We start from the raw sequence: 25,351 nt of genomic DNA, 5'->3' as shown, positions 1-25,351 counted from the left end.
ACACTCACCAGTGGGGTGCTATTGCCAGGCAATGCTATGATCGCCCCCATCACCGCTCAGGACCCCCACCCACCCCATGGACTACCGCAAACCCTCCGACCGCAAAAGCATGCACGCGCGCATCGTCCAGGACATCGGCATGCAGATCGTTTCCGGGCGGCTGAAGCCCGATGACAAGCTGCCCGCCGAGGCGCTGTTGTGCGAGGAATATGCGGTCAGTCGGCCGGTGCTGCGCGAGGCGACCCGCGTGCTGGTGGCCAAGGGCCTGGTGTATTCCAAGCCGCGGGTGGGGACGGTGGTCAAGGGCCGACGCGACTGGCACCTGCTGGACCCTGACGTGCTGCACTGGCTGATGCAAAGCAGCCCGCAGAACGAATTCTTCGCGCTGTTGACCAGCGTACGGGCAATCATCGAGCCGGCCGCCGCGGCCCTGGCGGCGCAGCACGCCACGGCCGAGGATATCGCGGCGATCGGCGAAGCCTATGGGCGCATGGAAGCGGCGCCCACGCCCGAAGCGCTGTTGCAGCCGGACCTGGACTTTCACAGCCGCATCGCCGAAGCCACCCACAACGACCTGCTGGCCCACCTGTGCAACATGCTGGCGCTGGCGCTGCGCGAGGCATTGAAACACTCCAACCAGCGGCCCAACCTGCATGAACTGGCGATGCCGCGGCACAAGGCGATCCTCACGGCGATCGAGAACCGTGATGCCCTGGCGGCCCGCCAGGCCACGCTGGTGCAACTGGACGATGCACGCAACGCGCTGGGGATGGTACTGGGCTCAGCACTGACCTTCTGACCCCCCTGGCAAGCCAGCGGCCGCAGGGGGGGCGAATCGTCAGTGGCCCGCGGCTTCCGGCCCGGCCTTGGCGCTGAACGGCGGCTTGGCCAGCCAGACGATCAGAATCAAGCCCATGAACATCCAGCCCAGCAGCGTGAAGTAATCGACGGTGGAAAGCATGTAGGCCTGCGCCTCGACAATCCCATCCAACTGCTGATAGGTCTTGAGCCCCGCCCCGCCCATCTGCTGAATCGCATGCTGGGTCGCCGGGTCGTACGGCGTGATGCTTTCCGTCAGGTAGGCATGGTGCTGGTCCGCCCGGCGAATCCAGATCCAGGTGGTCAGCGAGGCGGCGAAGCTGCCGCCCAGGGTCCGCAGAAAGGTCGCCAGGCCCGAGCCGTCGGCGATCTGCGCGGGCGGCAGGTCCGAGAGCAGGATGGTCAAGGTCGGCATGAAGAACAGCGCCACCCCGATACCCATGAACATCTGCACCAGCGCCACATGGTTGAAGTCCACCTCATTGGTGAAGCCCGCCCGCATGAAGCAACTGGTGCCGATGGCCAGGAACGCCAGCCCCGCGAGAATCCGCAGGTCGAACCGGGTGGCGTATTTGCCCACGAACGGCGACATCAGCACCGGCAGTATGCCCAGCGGCGCCACCGCCAGGCCCGCCCAGGTGGCGGTGTAGCCCAACTGCGTCTGCAACCACTGGGGCAGGATCAGGTTGATGCCGAAGAACCCGGAATAACCCAATATCAGCACAATGGTGCCGAAACGGAAGTTGCGGTACTTGAACAGCTTCAGGTTCACCACCGGGTGCTCGTCGGTCAGCTCCCAGATCACGAAGAACGCCAGGGCAATGGCCGATATCACTGCGCCGATAATGATGAAGTTGGACTCGAACCAGTCAGCGTCGTTGCCCTTGTCGAGCACGATCTGCAACGCCCCGACCCCGATGATCAAGGCAATCAGGCCCACGTAGTCCATGGGCTGGCGGCTGGTGACCACCGGCCGCGCCGCCAGCTGCTGGCGCACCACCAGGCAGGCGAAGATACCGATCGGCACGTTGATGAAGAAGATCCACGGCCAGCTGTAGCTGTCGGTGATCCAGCCCCCCAGAATCGGGCCGGCAATGGGGGCCACTACCGTCACCATGGCCAGCAGTGCCAGTGCCATCCCCCTCTTCGCCGGCGGGTACACCGCGATCAGCAATGTCTGGGTCATGGGGTACAGTGGCCCGGCCACCACGCCCTGGAGCACGCGGAAGCCCACCAGTTCTGGCATCGAGGTGGAAATACCGCACAGGAACGACGCCAGCACGAACAGGATGGTGGCCCACAGGAACAGCTTCACCTCGCCGAAGCGTCGGCTCAACCAACCGGTCAGTGGCAAGGCAATGGCGTTGCTCACCGCGAACGAGGTGATGACCCAGGTGCCCTGCTCGGAGCTGACCCCCAGGTTGCCGGAAATGGTCGGCAGCGCCACGTTGGCGATGGTGGTGTCGAGCACCTGCATGAAAGTCGCCAGCGACAGGCCGATGGTGCTGAGCAGCAGGCTGGGCGGCTTGAAGGAAGCGTTGCTCATCGCAAATCCCCGGAAAAGAAGTCAGTCAGGCCCGGGGCTTGCGCCCCGGGCCTGCGGATTGGCGAATCAACGTTGGGCGGTATTGCCGGCGCCGACGCTGTTGTCGTGGATCAGGCGGCTGATCATCTCATCGGCCTCACCCAGTTGGCGGTCGTAGACCTGGGTGCTGAACGACGCTTTCTGCGGCGGCTGCTGGGCCAGTACCGGGCCGCTCTGGTCGTGCAGGTTGACATCGACCACGGTGGACAGGCCGATGCGCAGCGGGTGCTGGCTGAGTTCGTCGGGGTTGAGGTGGATACGCACCGGCACCCGCTGAACGATCTTGATCCAGTTACCGGTGGCGTTCTGCGCGGGCAGCAACGCAAAGGCACTGCCGGTACCGGCGCCGAGGCTGTCCACGGTGCCGCGGAACTTGACGTCGCTGCCATACAGGTCGGCGGTGATATCCACCGGCTGGCCGATGCGCATCTTGCTCAGCTGGGTTTCCTTGAAGTTGGCGTCGATCCACACCTGATCCAGGGGAATGACCGCCATGGTCGCGGTCCCTGGCTGGATACGCTGGCCCAGTTGCACGGTACGCTTGGCCACGTAGCCGGTCACCGGCGCGATCAGCGTGGTGCGGGCATTGGCCAGGTAGGCCTGGCGCAGTTGCGCCGCGGCAGCCATCACTTCGGGGTGGGTGGCCACGGTGGTGTCATCCACCAGGGCGGTATTGCTCTTCAGGGCTTGCTGAGCGTTGGCGACCGCGGCCTGGGCGGCGTTCAGGTCGTCACGGGCATGGGACAGCTCTTCCTGGGAAATCGCCCCGCCGGCGGCCAGGGTACGACGGCGGTCGTAGTTGTCCTGGGCCTTCTTCAGGTCGGTCTGGCGCGACAGCAACTGCGCCTTGGCGCCGTCGACGTTGCTGTACAGGCCGCGCACCTGGCGCACGGCCTTGGCCAGGTTGGCCTGAGCGCTTTGCAGGTTGACCTTGGCGTCGGCCGGGTCGAACTCCAGCAGCACTTGCCCGGCATGCACCAGGTCACCGTCATCGGCACCGATGCTGGTGACGGTCCCGGTGACCAGCGGGGTGATTTCCACCACGTTGCCATTCACATAGGCGTCGTCGGTGCTTTCATTCCAGCGGCCGTACAATTCGTACCAGCCCCATACGCCGAGGCCACCCAGGATCACCACCAGCAACAGAAGGAACAGCAGTACTTTGCGCTTGCGCGGGTTGCCGGCGTTGGGGGTGTCCGATTGCGGAGCCTTGTCCGGTGCATGTGTAGCGGAGGCAGTAGCCATGACAGATACCTTGCTTATTCAGTCTGCGTTGCGTGTGCGGAAGGGGTGGCGGCCTGGGCGACGTCTTCACCCTGATAACCACCGCCCAGGGCCTGCATCAACTGGATCGACAGGTCGATCTGTTCGGCGTTGAGACTGGCCAGTTGTCGTTGTGCCTGCAGCAGTTGCTGTTCGATGGTCAGCACGTCCACGTAGTTGCCGATACCCGAGCCATAGCGCAGGGTGCCGGTGTCGAAGGACTGCTTGGCGATGCTGGCCGCGCGCTGCTGGGCCTTGATCTGCAGGTCGATGGCGTGCAATTGGTTGATCGCATCGCTGACATCGCCGAGGGCCTTCACCAGGCTCTTGTTGTACTGCGCCACGGCCAGGTCGTAGTCGGCGTCGGTGGCGTCGAGGCTGGCGCGCAGGCGGCCGCCGTCGAAGATCGGCAGCGACACCGTGGGGGCGATGTTGAAGAACTTGCTGGCGCTGCCGAACAGGGCATCACCCAACAGCGACTGGGTGCCGGCGGCGGCGCTCAGGTTGAGGTTGGGGTAGAACCGCGTCTTGCTCGCGGCAACGTCCTTGCTCGCCGCTTCCACGCGCCAGCGGGCAGCCACCAGGTCGGGGCGACGGCCCAGCAGTTCGGCGGGCAGCACCGATGGCAACGCCACGGCGGCAGGTTGCAACACCTTGGGGCGAGCGATGTCGTTAGCCCGGTCCGGACCTTTGCCCAGCAGCACGGCCAGGGCGATCTTGGCGCTCTGCAAGCGCTTGCTGGCGTCTTCGGCCGACGCCTGGGAGCTGGCGGCCAGGCTTTCGGTTTGCTGGAACTGATAGTCGCTGTCGATACCCGCCGTCAGGCGTCGCTGGCCCAGTTCGAGCATCTGCTGGGTGCGCTTGAGGTCGTCCTGGGCCAGGTCGTACATGATGTAGGCCTGGCCCAGGTTGCTGTAGGCACGGGCGACGTCGGCGGCCAGGGTCAAGGCCGCGGCCTGGCGGTCCACTTCGGCGGCACGGGCCTGGCCCAGGGCCGCTTCCCAGGCGTCACGTTGACCGCCCCACAGGTCGAAGTTGTAGTTGAACGACAGGTCCGCCTGGCGCACGGTGGCATACAGGCCGCCGATGCCTTGCGGGTCCTGCACTTTGGGCAGGCGCTCGCGGGTCACGCCGGCCTGGGCATCCAGGGTGGGCATGCGCGCGGCATCGGCGGCGTAAGCGGCGGCGTCGGCCTGGTGGGCACGGGCCGCGGCCACCTGCATGTCGGGGCTGTCGCGCAATGCTTCGCGAATCAGGCCGTCGAGCTGGTCATCGCCCAGGCTCTTCCACCAATCGGCCCGCGGCCATGCGGCCGGCGACAGGGTCACGCCCTTGAGCGTGGCGTCGGCGTGAAGGGTTTTTGCATCAGTGGCGACGCCCGAGGTATCGAGGCCGTGGAAATTGGCGCAGCCGGCCAGGCTCATGGCCAGGAACACCAGGCTGAACCGGTTGCGTAAAGAATTGCCGCTCATTTAGCACCTACCCGCAAGGCGGTGAGGGTGTCCCCTGCCGCCAGCAATACTTTGGTTAAGATTCGTTCCAGATTTTCCAGTTCGTCCGGTGCCAGCACGCCCACCAGTTCGTTCATGGCCTCGGCGCCCACTACCGGCAGCTTGCCCGCCAATTCCAGGCCGGCGGGGGTGAGGCTCACGCGCACCTGTCGGCGGTCATCGGCACAAGGTCGACGGCTGATGAAGCCCTTTTGTTCCAGGCGGTCGAGCATGCGCGTCATCGAGCCGCTGTCCAGCGACAGGTAGCGGCACAGCTCAGCCGGCCGGTCGACATCAAACTGTTCGATGATGATCAGCACCTTGAACTGCGCCGCGGTCACCCCTTCGGCCACCAAGTGGGTGTCCAGGATGCGGTCTTTAACGGACGAAGCCCGGCCCAGCAGCAGGCCGATGGTGCAGGTACGGAAATTTTCCGGAGTGAAATGTTTCATCGTGCAAAAGCCTGCCTAGGCAGTAATTTATACACGATGTTACTGCCTAGGCAGCTAATGTCAAATAAATTTGTTAGCTTGCTTATTATTCAGACGTTCAGGGGCGGGGGAAATTCAGTGTCCCTGTGGTGCGGCCTTCCCGAGCTTCGCCCGGTCCCACAGGGTTCGGCGGGGTGTCAGGCGGCGGGCACGCCGCTGTGAAAGCGGAATTCCGCGTCAGGACTGAGGATCAAGTCAGCTTCCACCGCCCGCACCTTCTCCACGGTGCGGGCGATATCCTCGGCCTCGCCATACTGATGCGCCAGCTTCAGGTAACCCTGATAGTGCCGCGCCTCACTCTTGAGCAGCCCGTGGTAGAACGCCCCCAGTTCTTCGTCCAGGTGCGGCACCAGGGCCTCGAAACGCTCGCAACTGCGCGCTTCGATGAAGGCGCCCACCACCAGGGTGTCCACCAGCTTGACCGGTTCATGGTTGCGCACCACCTTGCGCAGGCCCGACGCGTAGCGGCCAGCCGACAGTGGACGCAGCTCGATCTTGCGCTTTTTCATCAAGCGGATGACCTGCTCGTGGTGCACCAGCTCCTCGCGGGCCAGGCGCGACATCATGTTGATCAGGTCGGCGTGTGTGCAGTATTTGGCAATCAGGCTCAATGCCGTGCTGGCGGCCTTGAACTCGCAGTTCTTGTGGTCCACGAGCATGGTTTCCTGGTCGGCCAGGGCCGCGTCGACCCAGGCCTGCGGCGTCCTGCAACCGAGGAACTCATGGATTTCAGACAGCATGCTCGACTCCTCAAGGGGCGCAAAAGCCGGCGATTATACGGACGCCACGGCCAAGCGCCAGCCGCTATGCTTGATACAGGACAGGGCGGCGGACTGACGGCTGTCTATAGTAGTGGCATGCCTACCTCGCAGGAGACCCGTCATGCAAGCGATTCGCAGCCTTCTGGTGGTACTGGACCCCGAGCACGCGCACAGCCTGGCGCTGGCCCGCGCGAAACTGATCGCCGGCGTCACCCAGGCCCATCTGCATTTATTGATGTGCGACGCTCATCATGACCATAGCGCCCTGCTGACCCTGCTCAAGCAGCAACTGCATGACGATGGCTTCAGCGCCAGCGCCGAACAGGCGTGGGAAGGCAGCCTGGAGAAAACCATCATCAAGGTCCAGCAAAGCGAAGGCTGCGGGCTGGTGATCAAGCAGCACCGTCACGAGAGCGCCTTGAAGCGCTTTTTACTGACCCCCAATGACTGGAAACTGCTGCGCCACTGCCCTTGCGCGGTGTTGATGGTCAAGAGCGAACGGCCCTGGAGCCATGGGGTGATCTTGGCAGCGGTAGACGTGGGCAATGCGGACGGCGAGCATCGGCAGCTGCACGCGGCCATCGTCGAGCATGGTTTCGACATTGCCCGGCTGGCCAAAGGCGACCTGCATGTGATCGCCGCGCACCCCTCGCCCATGCTGTCGGCGCCCGACCCGACCTTTCAGCGCTCGGAAACCATCGAGGCGCGATACCGGGAACAATGCCTGGCGTTCCAGGCTGAATTCGAAATCGACCATGCGCATCTGCACATCGCCGAAGGGCCAGCGGACGTGCTGATCCCGTTCACCGCGCAGAAACTCAACGCCGCCGTGACCGTGATCGGCACCGTGGCGCGCACGGGCGTGGCCGGCGCGCTGATCGGCAACACCGCCGAAGTGGTGCTCGACACGCTGGAAAGTGATGTGCTGGTGCTCAAGACCGACGCGATCGTGGCGCATCTCGAAGAGTTGGCGCGTGGCTGAGGCCGAGTCGCGCCTGGTATTCAACCGGCCGGAAACGCATCCTGAAGGAACCCCGGGGCGATGTAGCGCTCGTAGTGCGCTTCGGAGAGCAGGAAAAATTCCCGATCAATGGCATCGCGCAACGCCGGCAGCTCCCAGTCGCGAAATTCCGGCAGCAACACCATGCCGTAGGCCTCCAGCTGGTTGATCACCCGTGCACCACGGGCAATCAACTGGTAGGCCCAGCAGTACTCGGACTGCTGCGGCACAAAACGGATCTTGCGTTGTTCCAGTTGTTGGCGCAGCTTGTCCTTGTCGAAGATTTCCAGCTTGGCCTCCATCACCTGTACCAGCAGTTGCTCGAGGCGCAGCCACACCGCGCGCTTGGCCTCGTCGTCGTAGCCGTTCCAGTGGATGACTTCGTGGTGGAAGCGCTTGCAGCCGCGGCACACAAGGTCCCCGTAAACCGTGGAACAGAGGCCTACGCAGGGGGTCTTGATGGACTGGTTGGACATGGCTTGGCAACGCTTTGAAAAGTAAGACAGGCGGCCATGTTAGCCCTTTGTCTAAGGATGATCACCCCCGAAGTGGTAGGGCTAAACTTACCTTTCTTGTTTTTTTGCCGTAGAATCACGCTGCCTTTTTAGGCACCAATGTCCGCTAGAAGCTGTTTTCAAAGCGTCACGAGCACAGTTATCCGACAGAACGGCGTTGGCGCAGGTATTTTCAGGCAAAGATACCTGGCGCCAGCCCTCATCAGCTCCCCGTTCTGGAGGCGTAAAACTTTGAAAGCAGCTTCTACAAGGAATTCCTGCAGCCCCGGCCCCAACGGCGGGAAAGCCGTGCAGCGCATGGGCGCGGGAATGACTGGATGAGCGTCCCGGACAGGGACCACTGATGAGGGTAATAACTGTGCTTGAAGCCTACCGCAAACACATCGAAGAGCGTGCCGCCCAGGGTATCGTGCCCCAGCCGCTTAACGCCGAACAGACAGCCGGCCTGGTCGAGCTGCTGAAGAATCCTCCCGCTGGCGAAGAAGCCTTCCTCGTCGACCTGATCACCAACCGCGTGCCGCCAGGCGTGGACGAAGCAGCCTACGTCAAGGCCGGTTTCCTTTCCGCCATCGCCAAAGGCGAAGCCACCTCCCCACTGATCGACAAGAAGCGCGCCGTTGAACTGCTGGGCACCATGCAGGGCGGCTACAACATCGCCACCATGGTCGAACTGCTGGACAGCGCCGAGCTGGCCCCGGTCGCGGCCGAGCAGCTCAAGCACACCCTGCTGATGTTCGACGCCTTCCACGACGTGGCCGAAAAAGCCAAGAACGGCAACACCCACGCCAAGGCCGTGATCGAGTCCTGGGCTGACGGCGAGTGGTTCAAGAAGCGCCCTACCCTGGCCGACAAGATCAGCCTGCGCGTGTTCAAGGTGACCGGCGAAACCAACACCGACGACCTGTCCCCGGCGCCTGACGCCTGGTCGCGCCCGGACATCCCGCTGCACGCCCTGGCCATGCTGAAAATGGCCCGCGACGGTATCGTGCCGGATGTGCAAGGCTCCATCGGCCCGATGAAGCAGATCGAAGAAATGCGCGGCCAGGGCTTCCCGATCGCCTACGTCGGTGACGTGGTCGGTACCGGTTCGTCGCGTAAATCGGCAACCAACTCGGTGCTGTGGTTCTTCGGCGACGACATCCCTTACGTGCCGAACAAGCGCGCCGGTGGTTTCTGCTTCGGCTCCAAGATCGCCCCGATCTTCTACAACACCATGGAAGACGCCGGCGCCCTGCCGATCGAATTCGACGTCTCGAACATCAACATGGGCGACGTGATCGACCTGTACCCGCATGCGGGCAAGGTCTGCAAGCATGACAGCGACGAAGTCATCACCACCTTCGAACTGAAAACCCCCGTGCTGCTGGACGAAGTCCGCGCCGGCGGCCGTATTCCGCTGATCGTCGGCCGTGGCCTGACCGAAAAAGCCCGCGCCGAGCTGGGCCTGGGCCCTACCGACCTGTTCAAGCTGCCCGAAGCCCCGGTCGACACCGGCAAGGGTTTCACCCTGGCGCAGAAGATGGTCGGCAAGGCCTGCGGCCTGCCAGAAGGCAAAGGCGTGCGCCCTGGCACCTACTGCGAACCGAAGATGACCACCGTGGGCTCCCAGGACACCACTGGCCCGATGACCCGCGACGAGCTGAAAGACCTGGCCTGCCTGGGCTTCTCCGCCGACCTGGTCATGCAGTCGTTCTGCCACACCGCTGCCTATCCGAAGCCGATCGACGTGGTCACCCACCACACCCTGCCGGACTTCATCCGCACCCGCGGTGGCGTGTCCCTGCGCCCAGGCGACGGCATCATCCACAGCTGGCTGAACCGCATGCTGCTGCCTGACACCGTCGGCACCGGCGGCGACTCGCACACCCGCTTCCCGATCGGCATCTCGTTCCCGGCCGGTTCCGGCCTGGTGGCCTTCGCCGCCGCCACCGGCGTCATGCCGCTGGACATGCCGGAGTCGGTGCTGGTGCGCTTCAAGGGCAAGCTGCAACCGGGCATCACCCTGCGTGACCTGGTACACGCCATTCCTTACTACGGCATCCAGAAAGGCCTGCTGACCGTCGAGAAGAAAGGCAAGATCAACGCCTTCTCGGGTCGCATCCTGGAAATCGAAGGCCTGGACGAGCTGACCGTTGAACAGGCATTCGAGCTGTCCGACGCCTCGGCCGAGCGTTCCGCCGCCGGTTGCACCATCAAGCTGCCGGAAAAGGCCATCGCCGAGTACCTGAAGTCGAACATCACCCTGCTGCGCTGGATGATCAGCGAAGGCTACGGCGATGCCCGCACCATGGAGCGTCGCGCACAGGCCATGGAAGCCTGGCTGGCCAACCCTGAGCTGCTGTCGGCCGACGCCGATGCCGAATACGCCGAAATCATCGAAATCGACCTGGCCGACGTCAAGGAGCCCGTCCTCTGCGCCCCGAACGACCCGGACGATGCGCGTCTGCTGTCCACTGTCCAGGGCCAGAAGATCGACGAAGTGTTCATCGGTTCGTGCATGACCAACATTGGTCACTTCCGTGCCGCCGGCAAACTGCTGGACCAGGTGAAAGGCCAGCTGCCGACCCGCCTGTGGCTGTCGCCGCCGACCAAGATGGACGCTCACCAGCTGACCGAGGAAGGCTACTACGGCATCTACGGCAAGGCTGGCGCGCGCATGGAAATGCCGGGCTGCTCGCTGTGCATGGGTAACCAGGCACGCGTCGAGCCGAACAGCACCGTGGTGTCGACCTCGACCCGTAACTTCCCGAACCGTCTGGGCGATGGTGCCAACGTGTTCCTGGCTTCCGCTGAACTGGCCGCCGTTGCCTCGATCCTGGGCAAGCTGCCAACCGTGGAAGAGTACATGGAATACGCGAAGAACATCGACAGCATGGCTGCCGACGTTTACCGCTACCTGAGCTTCGACCAGATCGCCGAGTTCCGCGAGGCTGCTGCCAACGCGAACATCCCGGTGGTCCAGGCCTGAGCCTGACCGGCAATGAAAAAACCGCCCACTGATGTGGGCGGTTTTTTTTTGGTTCTTCACGGATTGCCGGGAACGTGGGTGGCGCGACCACAGATCTGCAGTGAACAACCAAGGCAGACCAGGTGATCTCACAGGCGTAACTGGCCCGAAACAAATGTGGGAATGGGGGGGCGCCGAGCCCTTGCCCGGGAAGCGCCGCGCGGGCGGCGCTCGGTTTCGAGGGCGCAGAGAATACCAAGGCATGTATCTGATGGCCTTGATGCAATTGCAAGGCAGGCCGACAAAATGTTCATCGAAGCTCCTGACTGGGGATTGCATCAGGGCCTCCAAGTGCCAGGCGATGTTGGAGTGTCGCTGCTAAGATCGAGCGCCGCCCGCGCGGCGCTTCCCGGGCAAGGGCTCGGCGCCCCCCCCATTCCCACATTTGTTTCGGGCCAGTTATGCCTGGGGCATTACCTGGTCCGCTCTGTGTGCTCACTACAGATCTGTGGTGGTGCCACAACCTTCCCGGCAATCCGTGAAGAACCTTTTTTTTGGGTCACAGCTCAGCGCGGAACTGCAACGGCCATGCCCCCTCCCGTCCAATGCACAGGTACTGGGCGATGGTGGGCCTGGCCCCAGGGTAGGCTGGCTTCAGCGTCAAGCCTTCCTGGGTGATGGATACCCGATGGCCCCATTGATCGCGCCACGAAAACGAGAACGCTTGCGCCTGCTCGTCGTACTCCAGCACCTCCACCTTCCAGAACCCTACGGAGGCCAGGTGATAAAACCCCAGGTAGCCTCGGGCACTCACCCCGAGCCCGGCCCCCCCATAATCGCCGCCGGGCGCCGCCGTAATGCGGTAGTGAATACGGTCCGCGGTGTGTTCCAGGTAGTTGAAACACAGCTCCAGCGTGCCCCCGCTACCTCCGCGCCGCACCAGCCAGCCGCTCTGGCCGGGCTCGCCGGATGAGGTATGGCTCAGTGCCCCCAGATACCCCGGTGTATCGCAATACACCTTGGCGGTGAAAGAGCCTGCCTTGAGGAGATCATCCATGATAGTGCCCCTGTTGTAGTGAACCTTTGCACGGCCACCCCGTGGCCGTCATCGAGCGCCGTGGCACGGCGCAAGGGGAAGATAAACCGGGGGCGAACGGGCAAGACAGGGTGAAATAGGCCCATTCAAGGCGTGGACATTGTCATGAAGCGTTTCCTGCTGAACCTACTCCCCTGGATATTTCATGCTCGTCAGCCTCACCGAACAGGACCAGGAGGTCCGCATGCATCATCTGAATGGGAAGTCGTTTATCGCGCGCATCGACAGCCTCAGCACGGGTGTTGAAGGCACCATAGGGCTCAGCGAAGAGTGGGGGCCGGCCAAAAATGGCTGGCTGATCTGTGAAAGTACGCCAACCAGCCTGACCACCTTCCGCTTCGATTACATCGAACACACCCCTGACCGGCACCACTATCACGTCAGCGTCGCGGCCGGGAGAGGGAACCATGAGGGGGCCAGGGTAGGCATCAGTCGCAATGGCTACCTGGGCGCTTACAGCGTCTCGGCCGTCACCGACTTCTGGAAGGTGGAAGTGGTGCGGTTCAGCGAGCCCAACCAGGAGCTGCACTTCACGTGGCGCGACCATCAGGGCCACCGGGTATCACTACGCCGGGAATACGAAGGCGCCCCATCGGACAGAGGCCCGGCGAAACCCAATGGCCGGTTTATCGATTATCTGAGCGTGGACAAAAATGCCGCTTATGTATTGCGCTTCAAGGCAAGGATTCTGGAATGGGTATCACCGCATTAACGCCCGGCGATGTTGACCCCGTTCTTGCGGCACCCAAAGCCCCTGGTCTTGCGACCAGGGGCCTGGTTCCTTATGTCTCCCTGACGCACCGCGTCAAATCAGGCTGAAACTCCAGGATCGGGCCACTCTTGACGTTCAAGTAATCATTCTGCTCCACGGGAATTTCGAGCTGCCCTACCCCTGGCAGGCGGTAGGAGGACTTGCTGAAAACGCCCGCCCGCGAGCCCTCGGCATCCCTCAGCCAGAAGCGCATGGGCTCCTTGCCGTTACCTTTGGCGGTCACCTCGACCTTCCATTGATTACGCACGCTGCCTGGCTGATAAAAGCCCAGGTAACCATTGAGGCTGATACCCAATGCCCACCCTTCATACGCCCCCGCCCCCTGAGCAGCGGTAATCGCATAATGAAACCTCTGCTCCAGCCGCCCCAAGTATTCGAAGCGCAGCGACACCGCTGCTTCTCGATGTTTGCCGACCACAAGCCATGGGGTTTTCGGCGCAAGGGCAATGTAGCCATTGACCTGGTCACTGGCCGCGTGAAGCTGAGCCGAGAATGTGCAACCCATTAAATCGCTCATCATGAAATCCTCCAGGAAATGGCCCGAGCGCTATACAACGGCTCGCAGCTCGAAAATGGCGGGCACGTTGCCGTCCATGACATTGAAAAACCGGTCATTGGTATCCCCCAACGCCTCGATAAACACAGCCTGGCCATACTCATCCTGAAGGGTGAAGCGCGCAGGCGCCTGCGCTTCGCCTTCGTCCATGGCTTGCAAGTACCATCTATCCATACCCTGATCGGCGGAATGCAGCCCCAGGTAACCCGCGCTGTCGATACCCAAGGCGGTGCCGACATAGGTATCTGCGCCGTCGATGGACAGCACTTCGAAGCCCAACGAAGTATCTTCACCGCCCACCGAGCTAAAGGAAAATAAAGTAGGCGAGTGGTCGCCCCTTTCAATGCGTAACCTGCCCGTTGCCGACCGCCCTGGGGCGGTTACGACATTGACAGGCCCATGATGCTTCTGCGCGACACAATACAGCGCTGCCACGAACGATGCGTTCAATGTATTCATGAAAACGTCCTTTGATAATATTATTATTCCCTACGGCGCAGCCGTCAGTCGCGGCGTTTGACATCCGTCACTTCAAATTCCAGACTGGCCCCGTGTCCAACTTTTAAATAGGCGATATTCCCGGGCAGTCTATTCACGGTGTAAAATCCGCCCATCAATATCTTTCGCGCGCCGGGAACATTCAGCACACCGACTTTTCGCCCTTCCGCGTCCTGCAACTTGAAGCGCATAGCGGTACCCGCGTAACCATTGACCGTGACCTCCAACCGCCACGCAGTGCTTGTCCTCGCAGGAGGGTAGAACCCCACGTAGCCATTGGCGCTGATCTCGACGGCGGCGTCTGCATACTCTTTTTCGTTCGATGCCGCGGTAATGGCGTAATGAAAGTGACGCCCATCACCACCCGAATAGTTGAAGTCAAAGAAAGCAGCCGGCGCCTGGCGCCCCTTCAATACCAAGCTTCGCTCACCATTGAAAGGAGCCACCCATCCTGTATGACCAGACGTTACGCACACAAGCCGAGCGCGAAACGAACTCCCTATGAGATCGCTCATAGTCAAAGACTCCTATTGATTGACAGTCGTATATATCCACGACGGCTAAGCGCCTGGGGACACGACAGCATCTAATCATGACAGGGCAACTTGATGTATATAACCGACTACACACAAGCGAATAAACAACGATTCGGACGACACACTTCCGAATTCACAGTCATTCTCTGCATGAAGTTATAGTGGGCGATGGATCGAGCGCCATGGCAGCGCGTGGAGGTTGGAGCGCGGTGGTGCAAACAACTGCACCACCGCGGTCCATCAGGCGGCGACGGTGGCGCCGCTGAGGGCCAGGTCCATCAGTTCGCGGTTCGCCACCGCGTACATGGCGTAATCGGTCCCGGTAGCGGCCTTCAGCTCTTCGAGCATGGTGCGCCAGCGCTGGGCCATCGACGCATGCTGTTCAAGCCACAGCGCCATGCGCTCGTCCATGTCCGCCGGCGCGTCGGCCATCTGCAGCACGGAGATGGTAATGGCCCGCTGCTGGAAGTCGATGTCGTCGCGGAACGCCTCGCGGGCCAGCGCCTGCCAGTTGTTTTCCACCGGCAGGCTGCTGATCTGCTGCAGGTACCAGTTCAGGTCAAGCGAGCTGCCCACGGCGAAGAATGCCTTGGCCACCTCCGCCGCGTTGTGGCCGGTAACGTCCGAGGCCTCGATGATCGGCAGCAGGGTGTACAGGTGGCTGGTGCCGGCCACCATGCGCGCCAGCAGCTCCGGCACGCCCGCTTCCACGTAGCCCTGGTAGCGGGTTTGCCAGTGTTCGCGGGTCGGCCCTTCCAGCAATTCGTCGAGCTTGAGGCCGAGCGCGGCAATGTGCGGCCCGAAATGCGCCACGTCGCGCCCTGCGTCCTGCTCGTTGCGCCGGCTGCGCAGGAACCAGCGCGTGGCACGGCGCCCCAGGCGCATCAACTCGTCCATCAGCGCCAGCTGCACATCCGCCGAGACCTGGTAGTCCAGGGCCTCGATCTGCCGGAACCAATGGGGCAGGTGGAAGATGTCACGCACGATCACGTAAGCCCCCGCCACGTTGGCCGGGCTCATGCCCGTGGACTCCTTGAGGCGCTGCACGAAGGTGATGCCCATGTTGTTGACCAGGTCGTTGGCGATCTGGGTGCTGACGATCTCGCGCTTGAGGCGATGGCGACGCATGGACTCGGCGTACTGGTTGACCAGGGTAGGCGGGAACGCCGTTTCCATGTCGCGGGTCAGGTAGGCATCGTCCGGTACCTGGGACTTGAGCAGCGCTTCCTTGAGGTCGATCTTGCTGTAGGAGATCAACACCGACAGCTCTGCCCGGGTCAGGCCCTGGTTGCCGGCCACGCGCTCCACCAGTTGCTCCTCGGTGGGCAGGAACTCGATGGCCCGGTCCAGTTTGCCGCGGCTCTCCAGGTCGGCCATCAGGCGCTTGTACTCGGCGATGCGCTCGTAGGCACGGCGCGCCGCCAGGGACAGGGCCTGGGTCTGCTTGTAGTTGTTGCCCAGCACCAGGTGGCCAACCTCGTCGGTCATGCTGCCCAGCAACAGGTTGCGCTGCTTCTCGGTCATGTCGCCGGCCTGCACCACTTCGTTGAGCAGGATCTTGATGTTGACCTCGTGGTCGGAGCAGTCCACCCCACCGGCATTGTCGATGAAGTCGGTGTTGGTGGCGCCGCCCAGCAGGCCGAACTCCACCCGGCCTAGTTGGGTCATGCCCAGGTTGCCGCCCTCGCCCACCACCTTGCAGCGCAGTTCGTTGCCGTCCACGCGCAGGGCGTCGTTGGCCTTGTCGCCCACGTCGGCGTGGCTTTCCTTGCTGGACTTGACGTAGGTGCCGATACCACCGTTCCACAGCAGGTCCACTGGCGCCTTCAGCAGCGCATGCAGCAGCTCGGTAGGCGTCAGCTTGTCGGCCTGGATATCGAAGCGGGCTTTCATCTGCGGGGTGATGGCAATGCTCTTGGCACTGCGCGGGAAGATACCGCCGCCTTCGGACATGATGGCGGTGTTGTAGTCGCTCCAGGCCGAGCGCGGCAAGTCGAACAGGCGCTGGCGTTCGGCGAAGCTGGTGGCCGGGTCCGGGTTCGGGTCGATGAAGATGTGCAGGTGGTTGAACGCGGCCACCAGTTGCAGCTTGTCACTCATCAGCAGGCCGTTGCCGAATACGTCACCGGCCATGTCGCCGATGCCGATCACGCTGATGCTGTCCTGCTGCACATTGACGTCGCGCTCGCGGAAGTGGCGCTGCACGCCCACCCAGGCACCCTTGGCGGTGATGCCCATCTTCTTGTGGTCGTAGCCTGCCGAGCCACCCGAGGCGAAGGCATCGCCCAGCCAGAAGCCGTAGTCGATGGCGATACCGTTGGCGATGTCGGAGAACGTCGCGGTGCCCTTGTCGGCCGCCACCACCAGGTAGGGGTCGTCATCGTCGTGGCGCACCACATTGGCCGGCGGCACCACGCCGCCTTCCTTGAGGTTGTCGGTGATGTCCAGCAGGCCTGAAATGAACAGGCGGTAGCAGGCGATGGCCTCGTTCTGGATATCATCGCGGCTGCCGCCCAGAGGCAGACGGCGCGGTACGAAGCCACCCTTGGCGCCGACCGGCACGATCACCGAGTTCTTCACCTGCTGGGCTTTCACCAGGCCCAGCACCTCGGTGCGGAAGTCTTCCTCGCGGTCCGACCAGCGCAGGCCGCCACGGGCGACGTTGCCAAAGCGCAGGTGCACGCCTTCCACCCGCGGGCAGTAGACGAAAATCTCGAACTTGGGCACCGGCTTGGGCAGTTCGGGAATCAGCCTGGGGTTGAACTTGAAGCTGAAGTACGACTTGGCGTGGCCCTTGGCATCCGGCTGGTAGAAGTTGGTGCGCAGGGTGGCCTTGATCAGGTCCAGGTAGCGACGCAGGATGCGGTCTTCGTTGAGCACCTGCACGTCATCCAGCGCAGTGAGGATGGCCTGTTCCAGGCGCTGCTGCTTGTCATCGAGGTCTTCGGCGGTCAGCTTGCGGGCCAGGTAGAAGCGGGTCTTGAACAACCGGGTCAGCTCGCGAGCAATGTCGGTGTGGTTGTTCAGGGTGCTGGCGATATAGCCCAGGTCGAAGCCCAGGCGAATCTGCTTGAGGTAGCGGGCATAGGCACGCAGCAGCGCCACGTCGCGCCATGGCAGGCCCGCGGTCAGCACCAGGCGGTTGAAGGCATCGTTCTCGGCGTCGCCCTGCACGATGTGCACGAAGGCGTCCTGCAGGGTGTCGTTGAGCTGCTGGATATCCAGGTTCAGCCCTTCGGCGGCGGTGAAGGCGAAGTCGTGAATCCAGAACTCGCGGCCATTGGTGTGGCGCAGGCGGTAAGGAAATTCACCCAGCACCCGCAGGCCGAGGTTTTCCAGGATGGGCAGCACATCGGACAGCGCCAGCGGCGTATCGGCGTGGTAGAGCTTGCAGTGCAACTGCTGTTTGCCGGTCTGGGCCAGCGGCTGGTAGAAGCTCATCACCAGCGGGCGCTTTTCCGACAGGGTCTGCAGGTGCTGCATGTCGACCACCGCCGAGTGGGCGGCGAAGCGCTCGCGGTAGCCGGCGGGGAAACCCTTGGGGAAGTCGGCCAGCACGTTGGTGCCCTGGGCTTCACCGAACGCTTCGACGGTGAGCGCGGCGTAGTCGTCCTGCCACGAGCGGCAGGCCTGCACCACTTCGTTTTCCAGTTGCAGGGGGTCGATGTCGATGCGGTTCTTCGGGTCTACCCGCAGGATCAGTTGCACCCGCGCCAGCACCGATTCAGAGAAGAAGGTCCAGAACTCGCAGTCGCTGGCCTTCAGGCGCTCCATCAGGACTTGCTGGATCTTCTGCCGCACTTCGGTGGAATAGACGTCACGCGGCACGTAGGCCAGGCAATAGCAGAAACGCCCGTACGGGTCCTTGCGCAGGAACACGCGGATCTTGTTGCGCTCCTGGATCTGCACGATGGACATCACCGTGGTGAACAGCTCGTCCACCGGGGTCTGGAACAGGTCGTCGCGGGGCAGCACTTCCACCACCTGGGCCAGTTCCTTGCCCAGGTGCGCCTTGGGGTCGAAGCCGGAGCGGCGTTCGATCTCGGCCACCTTGCGGCGAATGTAGGGGATCTGGCGCACGCTCTCGCCGTACACCGACGAGGTGTACAAGCCCATGAAGCGGCATTCCTTGATGACCTTGCCGGTGGCGTCGATCTGGCGCACCGACACGTAGTCCGGGTAGGCCGGGCGGTGCACGCGGCTGGGGTGCGCGGCCTTGGCGAACGACAGCAGCAGGGGTTCGTTGAGGTAGCTGACGGCGTAGTCTTCAATGCGCAGGTCATCGGCGGTCAGACCGGCACGCAGCAGGCGGGTCAGGCCCAGGAACGACTGTTCGTCATACACCAGGTGGCCGCCATCGGCCTCATCGGCCACCACGAATTCTTCGTAACCCAGGAAGGTGAAGTGGTTGCCCACCAGCCATTCCAGGAAGGTCTTGACCTCGGCCTTCTCACCTTCATCCACGGCGTAGGCGCTCTGGTCCACCAACGCCAGCACTTCGCGCACCTTGGCCTTCATCGGCTCGAAATCGGCGACGGCAACGCGCACTTCCACCAGCACCTGCTCCAGCTCCTTGGCCAGCAGGTTCAGTTCAGCGGCATTGGCACAGCGGTCGATCTCCAGGTACATCAGCGACTCTTGCAGCACGCCCTCGCCCTGGCTGCCCTTGGGCAAGACTTCCAGCAGGGTACCGTCGGCGCCGCGGCGCACGCTCAGCACGGTGGTCTGCAGGGTATGGATGCTGTAGCCACGGCGGTTGAGCTCGGTACGCACCGAGTCCACCAGAAATGGCAGGTCGTGGTGCAGGACCTCCACGGCGGTGTGGGTGGACTGCCAGCCATGGCGTTCGTAATCGGGGTTGTACACCCGAACCTGGGGCTGGGCGTGGTCGAAGCGCTCCAGCAGGCGCCAGGCCGAGAGGGTGCAGCCGGCCAGGTCGCTGAGGCGGCGCTGGGTGAGTTCGTCCATGGAGATGATGCCGAAGAACTGCTCGGCGAACAGCGCTACTTGTGGCAGTGCCTGTTCGCTGATGTGCTGCGCCAGGGCCGCTTTCAGTTGTTGCTGGAAGTCGGCTTTGCTGGCCGCGGTGAAGAACGCCATCTGTGGTACTCCGCTTGGGCTTGTTTTTGAATGAAGCGTCGCGTGTATTCCCCTGCTGGGATCAACCATAGCCAACCCGCTGCAACAGGGGAGGAAATTCCGGTACGGGCCCGAAACGAAAGGGTAGCCATAAGGCCCATTGGACGTTGCACCAAAATGGAACACCCCCCTCAACTGCCCAGCTTACCCAGTGGCGGCAGTCGGATACTTGCGAGGCTGCGACATATTCGGTCAACCGGGAGTTGTCGTACGAGCTACACAGGGCGTTGCACACGCCAATTTCGGATTCCGGGCAAACAGTGTCAGAATCGCTGCCTGCCCTCTTACCTTGGTAATAATCATGCAATTTCAAGCCAGCCAGTTGATGGTCAACCCGTGCGATGACGAAGAAGACAACATGGCGCTGGTGTGCTGCCATGACGAAAAGGGCGGCATGATCCTGATCACCCGCCTGGCCGAAGACAAGGACGTGGAGTTCACCCTGGGCGATGAAGACCCCTGCTACGTGCGCGACTTCAAGGTGACCCTGGACGACAAGACCCTGACGTTCGAACTGGCCGCCGACGACGCCGACGTATTGAACGGCGACGTGGAACTGGTGATCCACTATGACAGCAGCCAGGTAGACCTGCCGGAAGTGGAAGAAACCCTGCGCAACATCCTCGACGGCACCGGCACCTACGTGAGCCATATCGCCCGCTGATTCCCCCCAGGAGCGCACCATGATCCGCCAGGTATTCGACGCTCACTGCCACATCATCGACCCGCGCTTCCCGCTGGTCGCCAATGACGGCTATTTGCCCCCACCGTTCCCGGTGGAGGAATACCTGGCCCAGGCCACGCCATTGGGCGTGCGTGGCGGCGCCGTGGTGTCGGGGTCGTTCCAGGCGTTTGACCAACAGTACCTGCTGGCCGCACTGAAGGAACTGGGCCCGGGCTACGTGGGGGTCACCCAGTTGCCGGCATCGGTCAGCGACGCGGAGCTGCTACGCCTCGACGCCTGCGGTGTGCGGGGCGTGCGCTTCAACCTTCGCCGTGGGGGTTCGGAGCAATTGGACAAACTGGAGCCCTTCGCCAAGCGCGTGCATGAACTGCTGGGGTGGCACGCCGAGCTGTACGTCGACTCTCGCGACCTGCACGCGCTGGAGGCGCGCTTGCTGCGCCTGCCGGAAGTCAGTATCGACCACCTGGGCCTGAGCCGCGATGGCTTGCCCACGCTGCTGCGCCTGGCCGAGCGTGGGGTACGGGTGAAGGCCTGCGGGTTCGGGCGGGTGGATTTTCCGGTGGGGCCGGCGTTGCAGTCGCTGTATGCGGCCAACCCCCATGCGCTGATGTTTGGCACCGACCTGCCGTCCACCCGGGCCCCGCGCCCCTTCCAGACCGATGACCTGACCCTGATCGAAGACGAGCTGGATGACGACGGCGTGCAGATGGTGCTGTGGGGCAATGCGCGGGACTTCTACCGGCTGTAATCGGCGTAACCGTCAGGCCTTCTTGCGAATCCAGTACAGGTAGGTCCCGGCGCTTTCCTGCTGCTCTACCAACTCATGCCCCAGGAACACACAGAACTTGGGAATGTCCCGTTTGGTCGACGGGTCGGTGGCGATGACCTTCAACAAGCCCCCGGCCGGCAAGTCACGCACGTGCTGGTGCAGCATCATCACCGGTTCAGGGCAGTTCAGACCGGTGGCGTCGAGTACGCCATCCACGGCCATTTCAGTGGTTTCAGACATAAAAGGCTCCAGAATCTGACGGGTATTGTCGCCTAACGCTCCGGCACGGGTCACCCCCTGCGTGCGGGCTTCTTGGCGGGCGTGGCCAGGCGGCGCAGGTGGCAGGTCACTTCCTCGCGGTCGTGGTACAGCTGCTTGCAACCGATTTCCACCTCGATGCCGCGGGCCTTGAAACCGTCGGCGATGCGTTCCAGCAGGCGGCGTACTTCGGCGTAACGCTGTTTCATCGGCAGTTTGAGGTTGACCACCGCCTCACGGCACAGGCCTTCGCCCAGCCAGGTTTCCAGCAGGAAGGCGCTGCGGGCGGGTTTCTCGACGATGTCGCACACCATCCAGTCCACCGGCGGGCGAGGCTTGTAGGTGAAGCCGTCGGCCATCAGGTGGGTCACCAGCCCGGTATCCATCAGGCTCTGCGCCATGGGGCCGTTGTCGATGGCGGTGACCAGCATGCCGCGGCGTACCAGTTGGTAGGTCCAGCCACCTGGGGCGGCGCCCAGGTCGACACCGGTCATGTCACCATTCAGGCGCTCATCCCATTCCTCGCGCGGAATGAAGTGGTGCCAGGCCTCTTCCAGCTTCAGGGTCGAGCGGCTGGGGGCCTCGCGGGGGAATTTCAGGCGCGGGATACCCATGGGCCACATGGCCGAATTGTCGGCGTCGGCCAGGCCCAGGAACACTTCCCGGCCACTCTTGAAGGTCAGCAACAACCGCGGCAGTGCAGGGTCGTCCACCAGCTTGCCGGCCTTGAGCAGCGCCTTGCGCAGTGGCCCTTCGAATTTGCGACAGAAGGTCGACAGCTCTTTGCCGTCGTTGGTGTCCAGCACCTCCAACCACAGGCTACCGCAGGTCGGATAAGCGCTCAGGGCGTCCAGCAGTACGCTGATGCGGTCGGTTTCCGGCAGCTCGACGAACGAACCCCGCGCCCACTGACGCAGGAAAATCAGGTCGCTGAAATGTACCTCGTCCATCAGCCGGGCCAGGGCCTCGGGCTCGTGGCAAATGAACTCGGCACAGGCGCTGGCCGGCTTGGCCTTGGCATAACCGGGCACGTCGAGGTAGGCGGCCAGTTCGGAAATTTCGGCGCAGACTTCGTTTTCGAAGCCCGGGCGGCAATGCATAAACAGCGTATTCATTCAGCACTCCTGGAACGGCCGCCCGACACTGGGCCACCGCCATGGCAGGCGCGCCACTGGCACACCGCACAAAACGGCGCATGATAAAGGAAGTTCGGAACCAGCGACACGCCGAGGCAGTCCAGTGTATTGATAGTTAGCTATGCTTTTTGTCCGGGTCCGTACCGTGCGGACGTTCACAGAGGCGGCGAGGGCTGCATCCACCGGCCTTCGCGGCACCTGCCAAGGAGTGATTTCATGCCCTCGCTTGATAGCCTGAAGACCCTCAAGGCGCTGCAGATCGACGACCTTGAGTACCATTATTTCAGCCTGCCCGAAGCCGCCAAGAGCCTGGGTAACCTGCATGCCTTGCCCATGTCGCTGAAAGTGCTGCTGGAAAACCTGCTGCGCTGGGAAGACGGCACTACCGTCACCGGTCACGACCTCAAGGCCCTGGCTGGCTGGCTGCGCGACAAGCGCAGCGACCGCGAGATCCAGTACCGCCCTGCCCGTGTGCTGATGCAGGACTTCACCGGGGTACCCGCCGTGGTCGACCTGGCCGCCATGCGCGCCGCGGTGGCCAAGGCCGGCAGCGACCCGCAACGCATCAACCCGTTGTCACCCGTGGACCTGGTGATCGACCACTCGGTGATGGTCGACAAATACGGCACCGAGCAGGCGTTCGGCGAAAACGTCGACATCGAGATGCAGCGCAACGGCGAGCGCTACGCCTTCCTGCGCTGGGGCCAGAGCGCGTTCGACAACTTCAGCGTGGTGCCGCCGGGCACTGGCATCTGCCACCAGGTGAACCTCGAATACCTGGGCCGCACTGTGTGGACCAAGGACGAAGACGGCCGCACCTATGCGTTCCCCGACACCCTGGTGGGTACCGACTCGCACACCACCATGATCAACGGCCTGGGCGTGCTGGGCTGGGGCGTGGGTGGTATCGAGGCCGAGGCGGCCATGCTCGGCCAACCGGTTTCGATGCTGATTCCCGAGGTCATCGGCTTCAAGCTCACGGGCAAGCTACGCGAAGGCATCACCGCCACCGACCTGGTGCTGACCGTCACGCAAATGCTGCGCAAGAAGGGCGTGGTGGGCAAGTTCGTCGAATTCTACGGCGACGGCCTGGCGGACCTGCCCCTGGCCGACCGCGCCACCATCGCCAACATGGCCCCGGAATACGGCGCTACCTGCGGGTTCTTCCCGGTGGACGACGTCACCCTGGACTACCTGCGCCTGTCCGGGCGCCCGGCCGCCACGGTGAAACTGGTTGAAGCCTATTGCAAGGCCCAGGGCCTGTGGCGCCTGCCTGGGCAGGAACCGCAGTTCACCGACAGCCTGGCGCTGGACATGGGTGAAGTGGAAGCCAGCCTGGCCGGCCCCAAACGGCCCCAGGACCGGGTCGCGTTGGCCAAGGTACCGCAGGCGTTCTCCGATTTCGTTGGCCTGCAGATGAAGCCGTCCAACAAGGAGGAAGGCCGCCTGGAAAGCGAAGGCGGCGGGGGCGTGGCCGTGGGCAACGCCGCCCAGGCCGGCGAAGCGCAGTACAGCTGGCAGGGCAAGCACCACCGGCTCAAGGATGGCGCCGTGGTCATCGCGGCCATCACCTCCTGCACCAACACCTCCAACCCCAGCGTGATGATGGCCGCCGGGCTGGTGGCGAAAAAGGCCGTGGAAAAGGGCCTGACCTGCAAGCCGTGGGTGAAGACCTCCCTGGCGCCTGGCTCCAAAGTGGTCACCGACTACTACAAGGCGGCGGGCCTGACCCCATACCTGGACCAACTGGGCTTCGACCTGGTGGGCTACGGCTGTACCACCTGCATCGGCAACTCCGGCCCCCTGGACGACCCCATCGAAAAAGCCATCCAGCAGGCCGACCTCACGGTCGCCTCGGTGCTGTCGGGCAACCGCAACTTCGAAGGCCGCGTGCACCCGCTGGTCAAAACCAATTGGCTGGCCTCCCCGCCTCTGGTAGTGGCCTACGCCCTGGCGGGCAGCGTGACCATCGACCTCAGCCGCGAGCCCCTGGGCACGGGCAGCGACGGCCAACCGGTATACCTGCGGCACATCTGGCCCAGCCAGCAGGAAATCGCCGACGCGGTGCGCAGCGTCGATACCGCCATGTTCCACAAGGAATACGCAGAGGTTTTCGCCGGTGACGCCCAATGGCAAGCCATCGAGGTGCCCCAGGCCGCTACCTACGTGTGGCAGGACGACTCGACCTACATCCAGCATCCGCCCTTCTTCGACGACATTACCGCGCCGCTGAAAGACATCACCGACGTGCACGGCGCGCGCATTCTGGCCTTGCTGGGTGACTCGGTCACCACTGACCACATCTCGCCCGCGGGCAACATCAAGGCCAATAGCCCCGCCGGCCGCTACCTGCAGGAAAAAGGCGTGCAGCCGCGCGATTTCAACTCCTACGGCTCGCGGCGCGGCAACCATGAAGTGATGATGCGCGGCACCTTCGCCAACATCCGTATCCGCAACGAAATGCTCGGCGGCGAAGAAGGCGGTAATACCCTGTACATTCCCACCGATGAAAAGCTGGCCATTTATGACGCGGCCATGAAGTACCAGGCCGACGGCACGCCGCTGGTGGTGGTGGCGGGCCAGGAATACGGTACCGGGTCCAGCCGCGACTGGGCCGCCAAGGGCACCAACCTGCTGGGGGTGAAAGCGGTCATCGCCGAAAGCTTCGAGCGCATCCACCGTTCCAACCTGGTGGGCATGGGCGTGTTGCCCTTGCAGTTCAAGAATGGCCAGAGCCGCAAGACCCTGGGCCTGACCGGCCGCGAAACGCTGGACATCAGCGGACTTGCCGGCGTGCCGTTGAAACCGCACATGGACCTGGAACTGCGTATCACCCGTGAAAGCGGCGAAACGGAAAAAGCCGTGGTGTTGTGCCGGATCGATACCCTCAATGAAGTGGAGTACTTCAAGGCCGGGGGGATTCTGCATTACGTATTGCGGCAGTTGATCGCCGGGTAACAGCGCCCGCACGCAAGCCCCTGTGGGTTCTGTCCCACAGGGGTATAGACAAGGCTGCGCCCTGTCTCTGATCAAAA

At 63.1% G+C, this 25,351-nt stretch carries 20 protein-coding genes; 7 read left to right on the top strand and 13 right to left on the bottom strand.

All coding sequences use genetic code 11. The annotated features are described in order from the left end of the window. The first annotated feature begins 76 nt into the window (after positions 1 to 76). Positions 77 to 799: a FadR/GntR family transcriptional regulator gene (locus HWQ56_RS08185; RefSeq protein WP_158158037.1), complete on the top strand. Its 723-nt coding sequence runs from the start codon at positions 77 to 79 to the stop codon at positions 797 to 799. Between the two features lie 39 nt (positions 800 to 838). On the opposite strand, the gene HWQ56_RS08180 is transcribed toward HWQ56_RS08185, so the two are convergent. The 5 genes from HWQ56_RS08180 to HWQ56_RS08160 form a co-directional block, all read right to left on the bottom strand. After that, positions 839 to 2,365, bottom strand: coding sequence for a DHA2 family efflux MFS transporter permease subunit (locus HWQ56_RS08180; RefSeq protein WP_158158030.1), 1,527 nt, complete (start codon positions 2,363 to 2,365; stop codon positions 839 to 841). Positions 2,366 to 2,431: 66 nt separating this feature from the next. Next, positions 2,432 to 3,649 carry an HlyD/EmrA/EmrK family protein gene (locus HWQ56_RS08175; RefSeq protein ID WP_158158031.1) on the bottom strand — a complete coding sequence of 406 codons (1,218 nt, stop codon included), beginning with the start codon at positions 3,647 to 3,649 and terminating at the stop codon, positions 2,432 to 2,434. A 14-nt stretch (positions 3,650 to 3,663) separates the two neighbouring features. Further along, on the bottom strand, positions 3,664 to 5,139 hold the full coding sequence (locus HWQ56_RS08170) for an efflux transporter outer membrane subunit (RefSeq protein ID WP_158158032.1): 1,476 nt from the start codon (positions 5,137 to 5,139) through the stop codon (positions 3,664 to 3,666). Continuing rightward, positions 5,136 to 5,609, bottom strand: a complete 474-nt coding sequence (locus HWQ56_RS08165; RefSeq protein ID WP_158158033.1) for a MarR family winged helix-turn-helix transcriptional regulator — start codon at positions 5,607 to 5,609, stop codon at positions 5,136 to 5,138. Before HWQ56_RS08165 ends, HWQ56_RS08170 begins: the two co-directional genes overlap by 4 nt. A gap of 176 nt (positions 5,610 to 5,785) precedes the next feature. Next, complete coding sequence (locus HWQ56_RS08160) at positions 5,786 to 6,388, bottom strand: MiaE family protein (protein WP_176570171.1); 603 nt, start codon at positions 6,386 to 6,388, stop codon at positions 5,786 to 5,788. 142 nt (positions 6,389 to 6,530) lie between these two features. On the opposite strand from HWQ56_RS08160, the gene HWQ56_RS08155 reads away from it, so the two are divergent. After that, positions 6,531 to 7,391: a universal stress protein gene (locus HWQ56_RS08155; protein WP_158158035.1), complete on the top strand. Its 861-nt coding sequence runs from the start codon at positions 6,531 to 6,533 to the stop codon at positions 7,389 to 7,391. Between the two features lie 20 nt (positions 7,392 to 7,411). On the opposite strand, the gene HWQ56_RS08150 is transcribed toward HWQ56_RS08155, so the two are convergent. Further along, the gene (locus HWQ56_RS08150) at positions 7,412 to 7,885 is read right to left on the bottom strand and encodes a DUF1289 domain-containing protein (protein ID WP_158158036.1); all 474 of its coding nucleotides are present in this window, start codon (positions 7,883 to 7,885) and stop codon (positions 7,412 to 7,414) included. A gap of 397 nt (positions 7,886 to 8,282) precedes the next feature. Between HWQ56_RS08150 and acnB the strand changes: the two genes are divergently transcribed. After that, positions 8,283 to 10,892 (top strand): bifunctional aconitate hydratase 2/2-methylisocitrate dehydratase, encoded by a 2,610-nt coding sequence (gene acnB, locus HWQ56_RS08145; protein WP_158158038.1) that lies wholly within the window; start codon positions 8,283 to 8,285, stop codon positions 10,890 to 10,892. A 538-nt stretch (positions 10,893 to 11,430) separates the two neighbouring features. Here the strand turns inward: acnB and HWQ56_RS08140 are convergent. Beyond that, positions 11,431 to 11,928: a hypothetical protein gene (locus HWQ56_RS08140; protein ID WP_158159285.1), complete on the bottom strand. Its 498-nt coding sequence runs from the start codon at positions 11,926 to 11,928 to the stop codon at positions 11,431 to 11,433. Positions 11,929 to 12,112: 184 nt separating this feature from the next. Between HWQ56_RS08140 and HWQ56_RS08135 the strand changes: the two genes are divergently transcribed. Then, a complete protein-coding gene (locus HWQ56_RS08135; RefSeq protein ID WP_176570170.1) occupies positions 12,113 to 12,679 on the top strand; it encodes a hypothetical protein in 567 nt (188 codons plus the stop codon). Positions 12,680 to 12,749: 70 nt separating this feature from the next. Here the strand turns inward: HWQ56_RS08135 and HWQ56_RS08130 are convergent, their stop codons facing one another. The 4 genes from HWQ56_RS08130 to HWQ56_RS08115 form a co-directional block, all read right to left on the bottom strand. Then, entirely contained in the window at positions 12,750 to 13,259 is a 510-nt protein-coding gene (locus HWQ56_RS08130) for a hypothetical protein (RefSeq protein WP_176570169.1), read from the bottom strand. A gap of 27 nt (positions 13,260 to 13,286) precedes the next feature. After that, positions 13,287 to 13,754, bottom strand: coding sequence for a hypothetical protein (locus tag HWQ56_RS08125; RefSeq protein WP_176570168.1), 468 nt, complete (start codon positions 13,752 to 13,754; stop codon positions 13,287 to 13,289). Positions 13,755 to 13,798: 44 nt separating this feature from the next. Next, complete coding sequence (locus HWQ56_RS08120) at positions 13,799 to 14,308, bottom strand: hypothetical protein (protein ID WP_176570167.1); 510 nt, start codon at positions 14,306 to 14,308, stop codon at positions 13,799 to 13,801. Positions 14,309 to 14,569: 261 nt separating this feature from the next. Beyond that, positions 14,570 to 19,429 (bottom strand): NAD-glutamate dehydrogenase, encoded by a 4,860-nt coding sequence (locus HWQ56_RS08115; protein ID WP_176570166.1) that lies wholly within the window; start codon positions 19,427 to 19,429, stop codon positions 14,570 to 14,572. Positions 19,430 to 19,769: 340 nt separating this feature from the next. Between HWQ56_RS08115 and HWQ56_RS08110 the strand changes: the two genes are divergently transcribed. Continuing rightward, positions 19,770 to 20,132: a hypothetical protein gene (locus HWQ56_RS08110; protein WP_158152631.1), complete on the top strand. Its 363-nt coding sequence runs from the start codon at positions 19,770 to 19,772 to the stop codon at positions 20,130 to 20,132. A 22-nt stretch (positions 20,133 to 20,154) separates the two neighbouring features. Then, positions 20,155 to 20,901: an amidohydrolase family protein gene (locus HWQ56_RS08105; protein ID WP_176572358.1), complete on the top strand. Its 747-nt coding sequence runs from the start codon at positions 20,155 to 20,157 to the stop codon at positions 20,899 to 20,901. Between the two features lie 12 nt (positions 20,902 to 20,913). On the opposite strand, the gene tusA is transcribed toward HWQ56_RS08105, so the two are convergent. Continuing rightward, positions 20,914 to 21,144 (bottom strand): sulfurtransferase TusA, encoded by a 231-nt coding sequence (gene tusA, locus HWQ56_RS08100; RefSeq protein ID WP_176572357.1) that lies wholly within the window; start codon positions 21,142 to 21,144, stop codon positions 20,914 to 20,916. Positions 21,145 to 21,212: 68 nt separating this feature from the next. Further along, complete coding sequence (gene rlmM, locus HWQ56_RS08095) at positions 21,213 to 22,295, bottom strand: 23S rRNA (cytidine(2498)-2'-O)-methyltransferase RlmM (RefSeq protein WP_176570165.1); 1,083 nt, start codon at positions 22,293 to 22,295, stop codon at positions 21,213 to 21,215. A gap of 237 nt (positions 22,296 to 22,532) precedes the next feature. Between rlmM and acnA the strand changes: the two genes are divergently transcribed. Further along, positions 22,533 to 25,274: an aconitate hydratase AcnA gene (gene acnA, locus HWQ56_RS08090; protein ID WP_176570164.1), complete on the top strand. Its 2,742-nt coding sequence runs from the start codon at positions 22,533 to 22,535 to the stop codon at positions 25,272 to 25,274. The last annotated feature ends 77 nt before the right edge of the window (positions 25,275 to 25,351 follow it).

Origin of the sequence: Pseudomonas eucalypticola (assembly GCF_013374995.1) — a bacterium.
In the GTDB taxonomy this organism is placed as follows: domain Bacteria; phylum Pseudomonadota; class Gammaproteobacteria; order Pseudomonadales; family Pseudomonadaceae; genus Aquipseudomonas; species Aquipseudomonas eucalypticola.
Note: the sequence above shows the minus strand (reverse complement) of the source record. Positions and strands in the feature narration are given on the sequence as shown.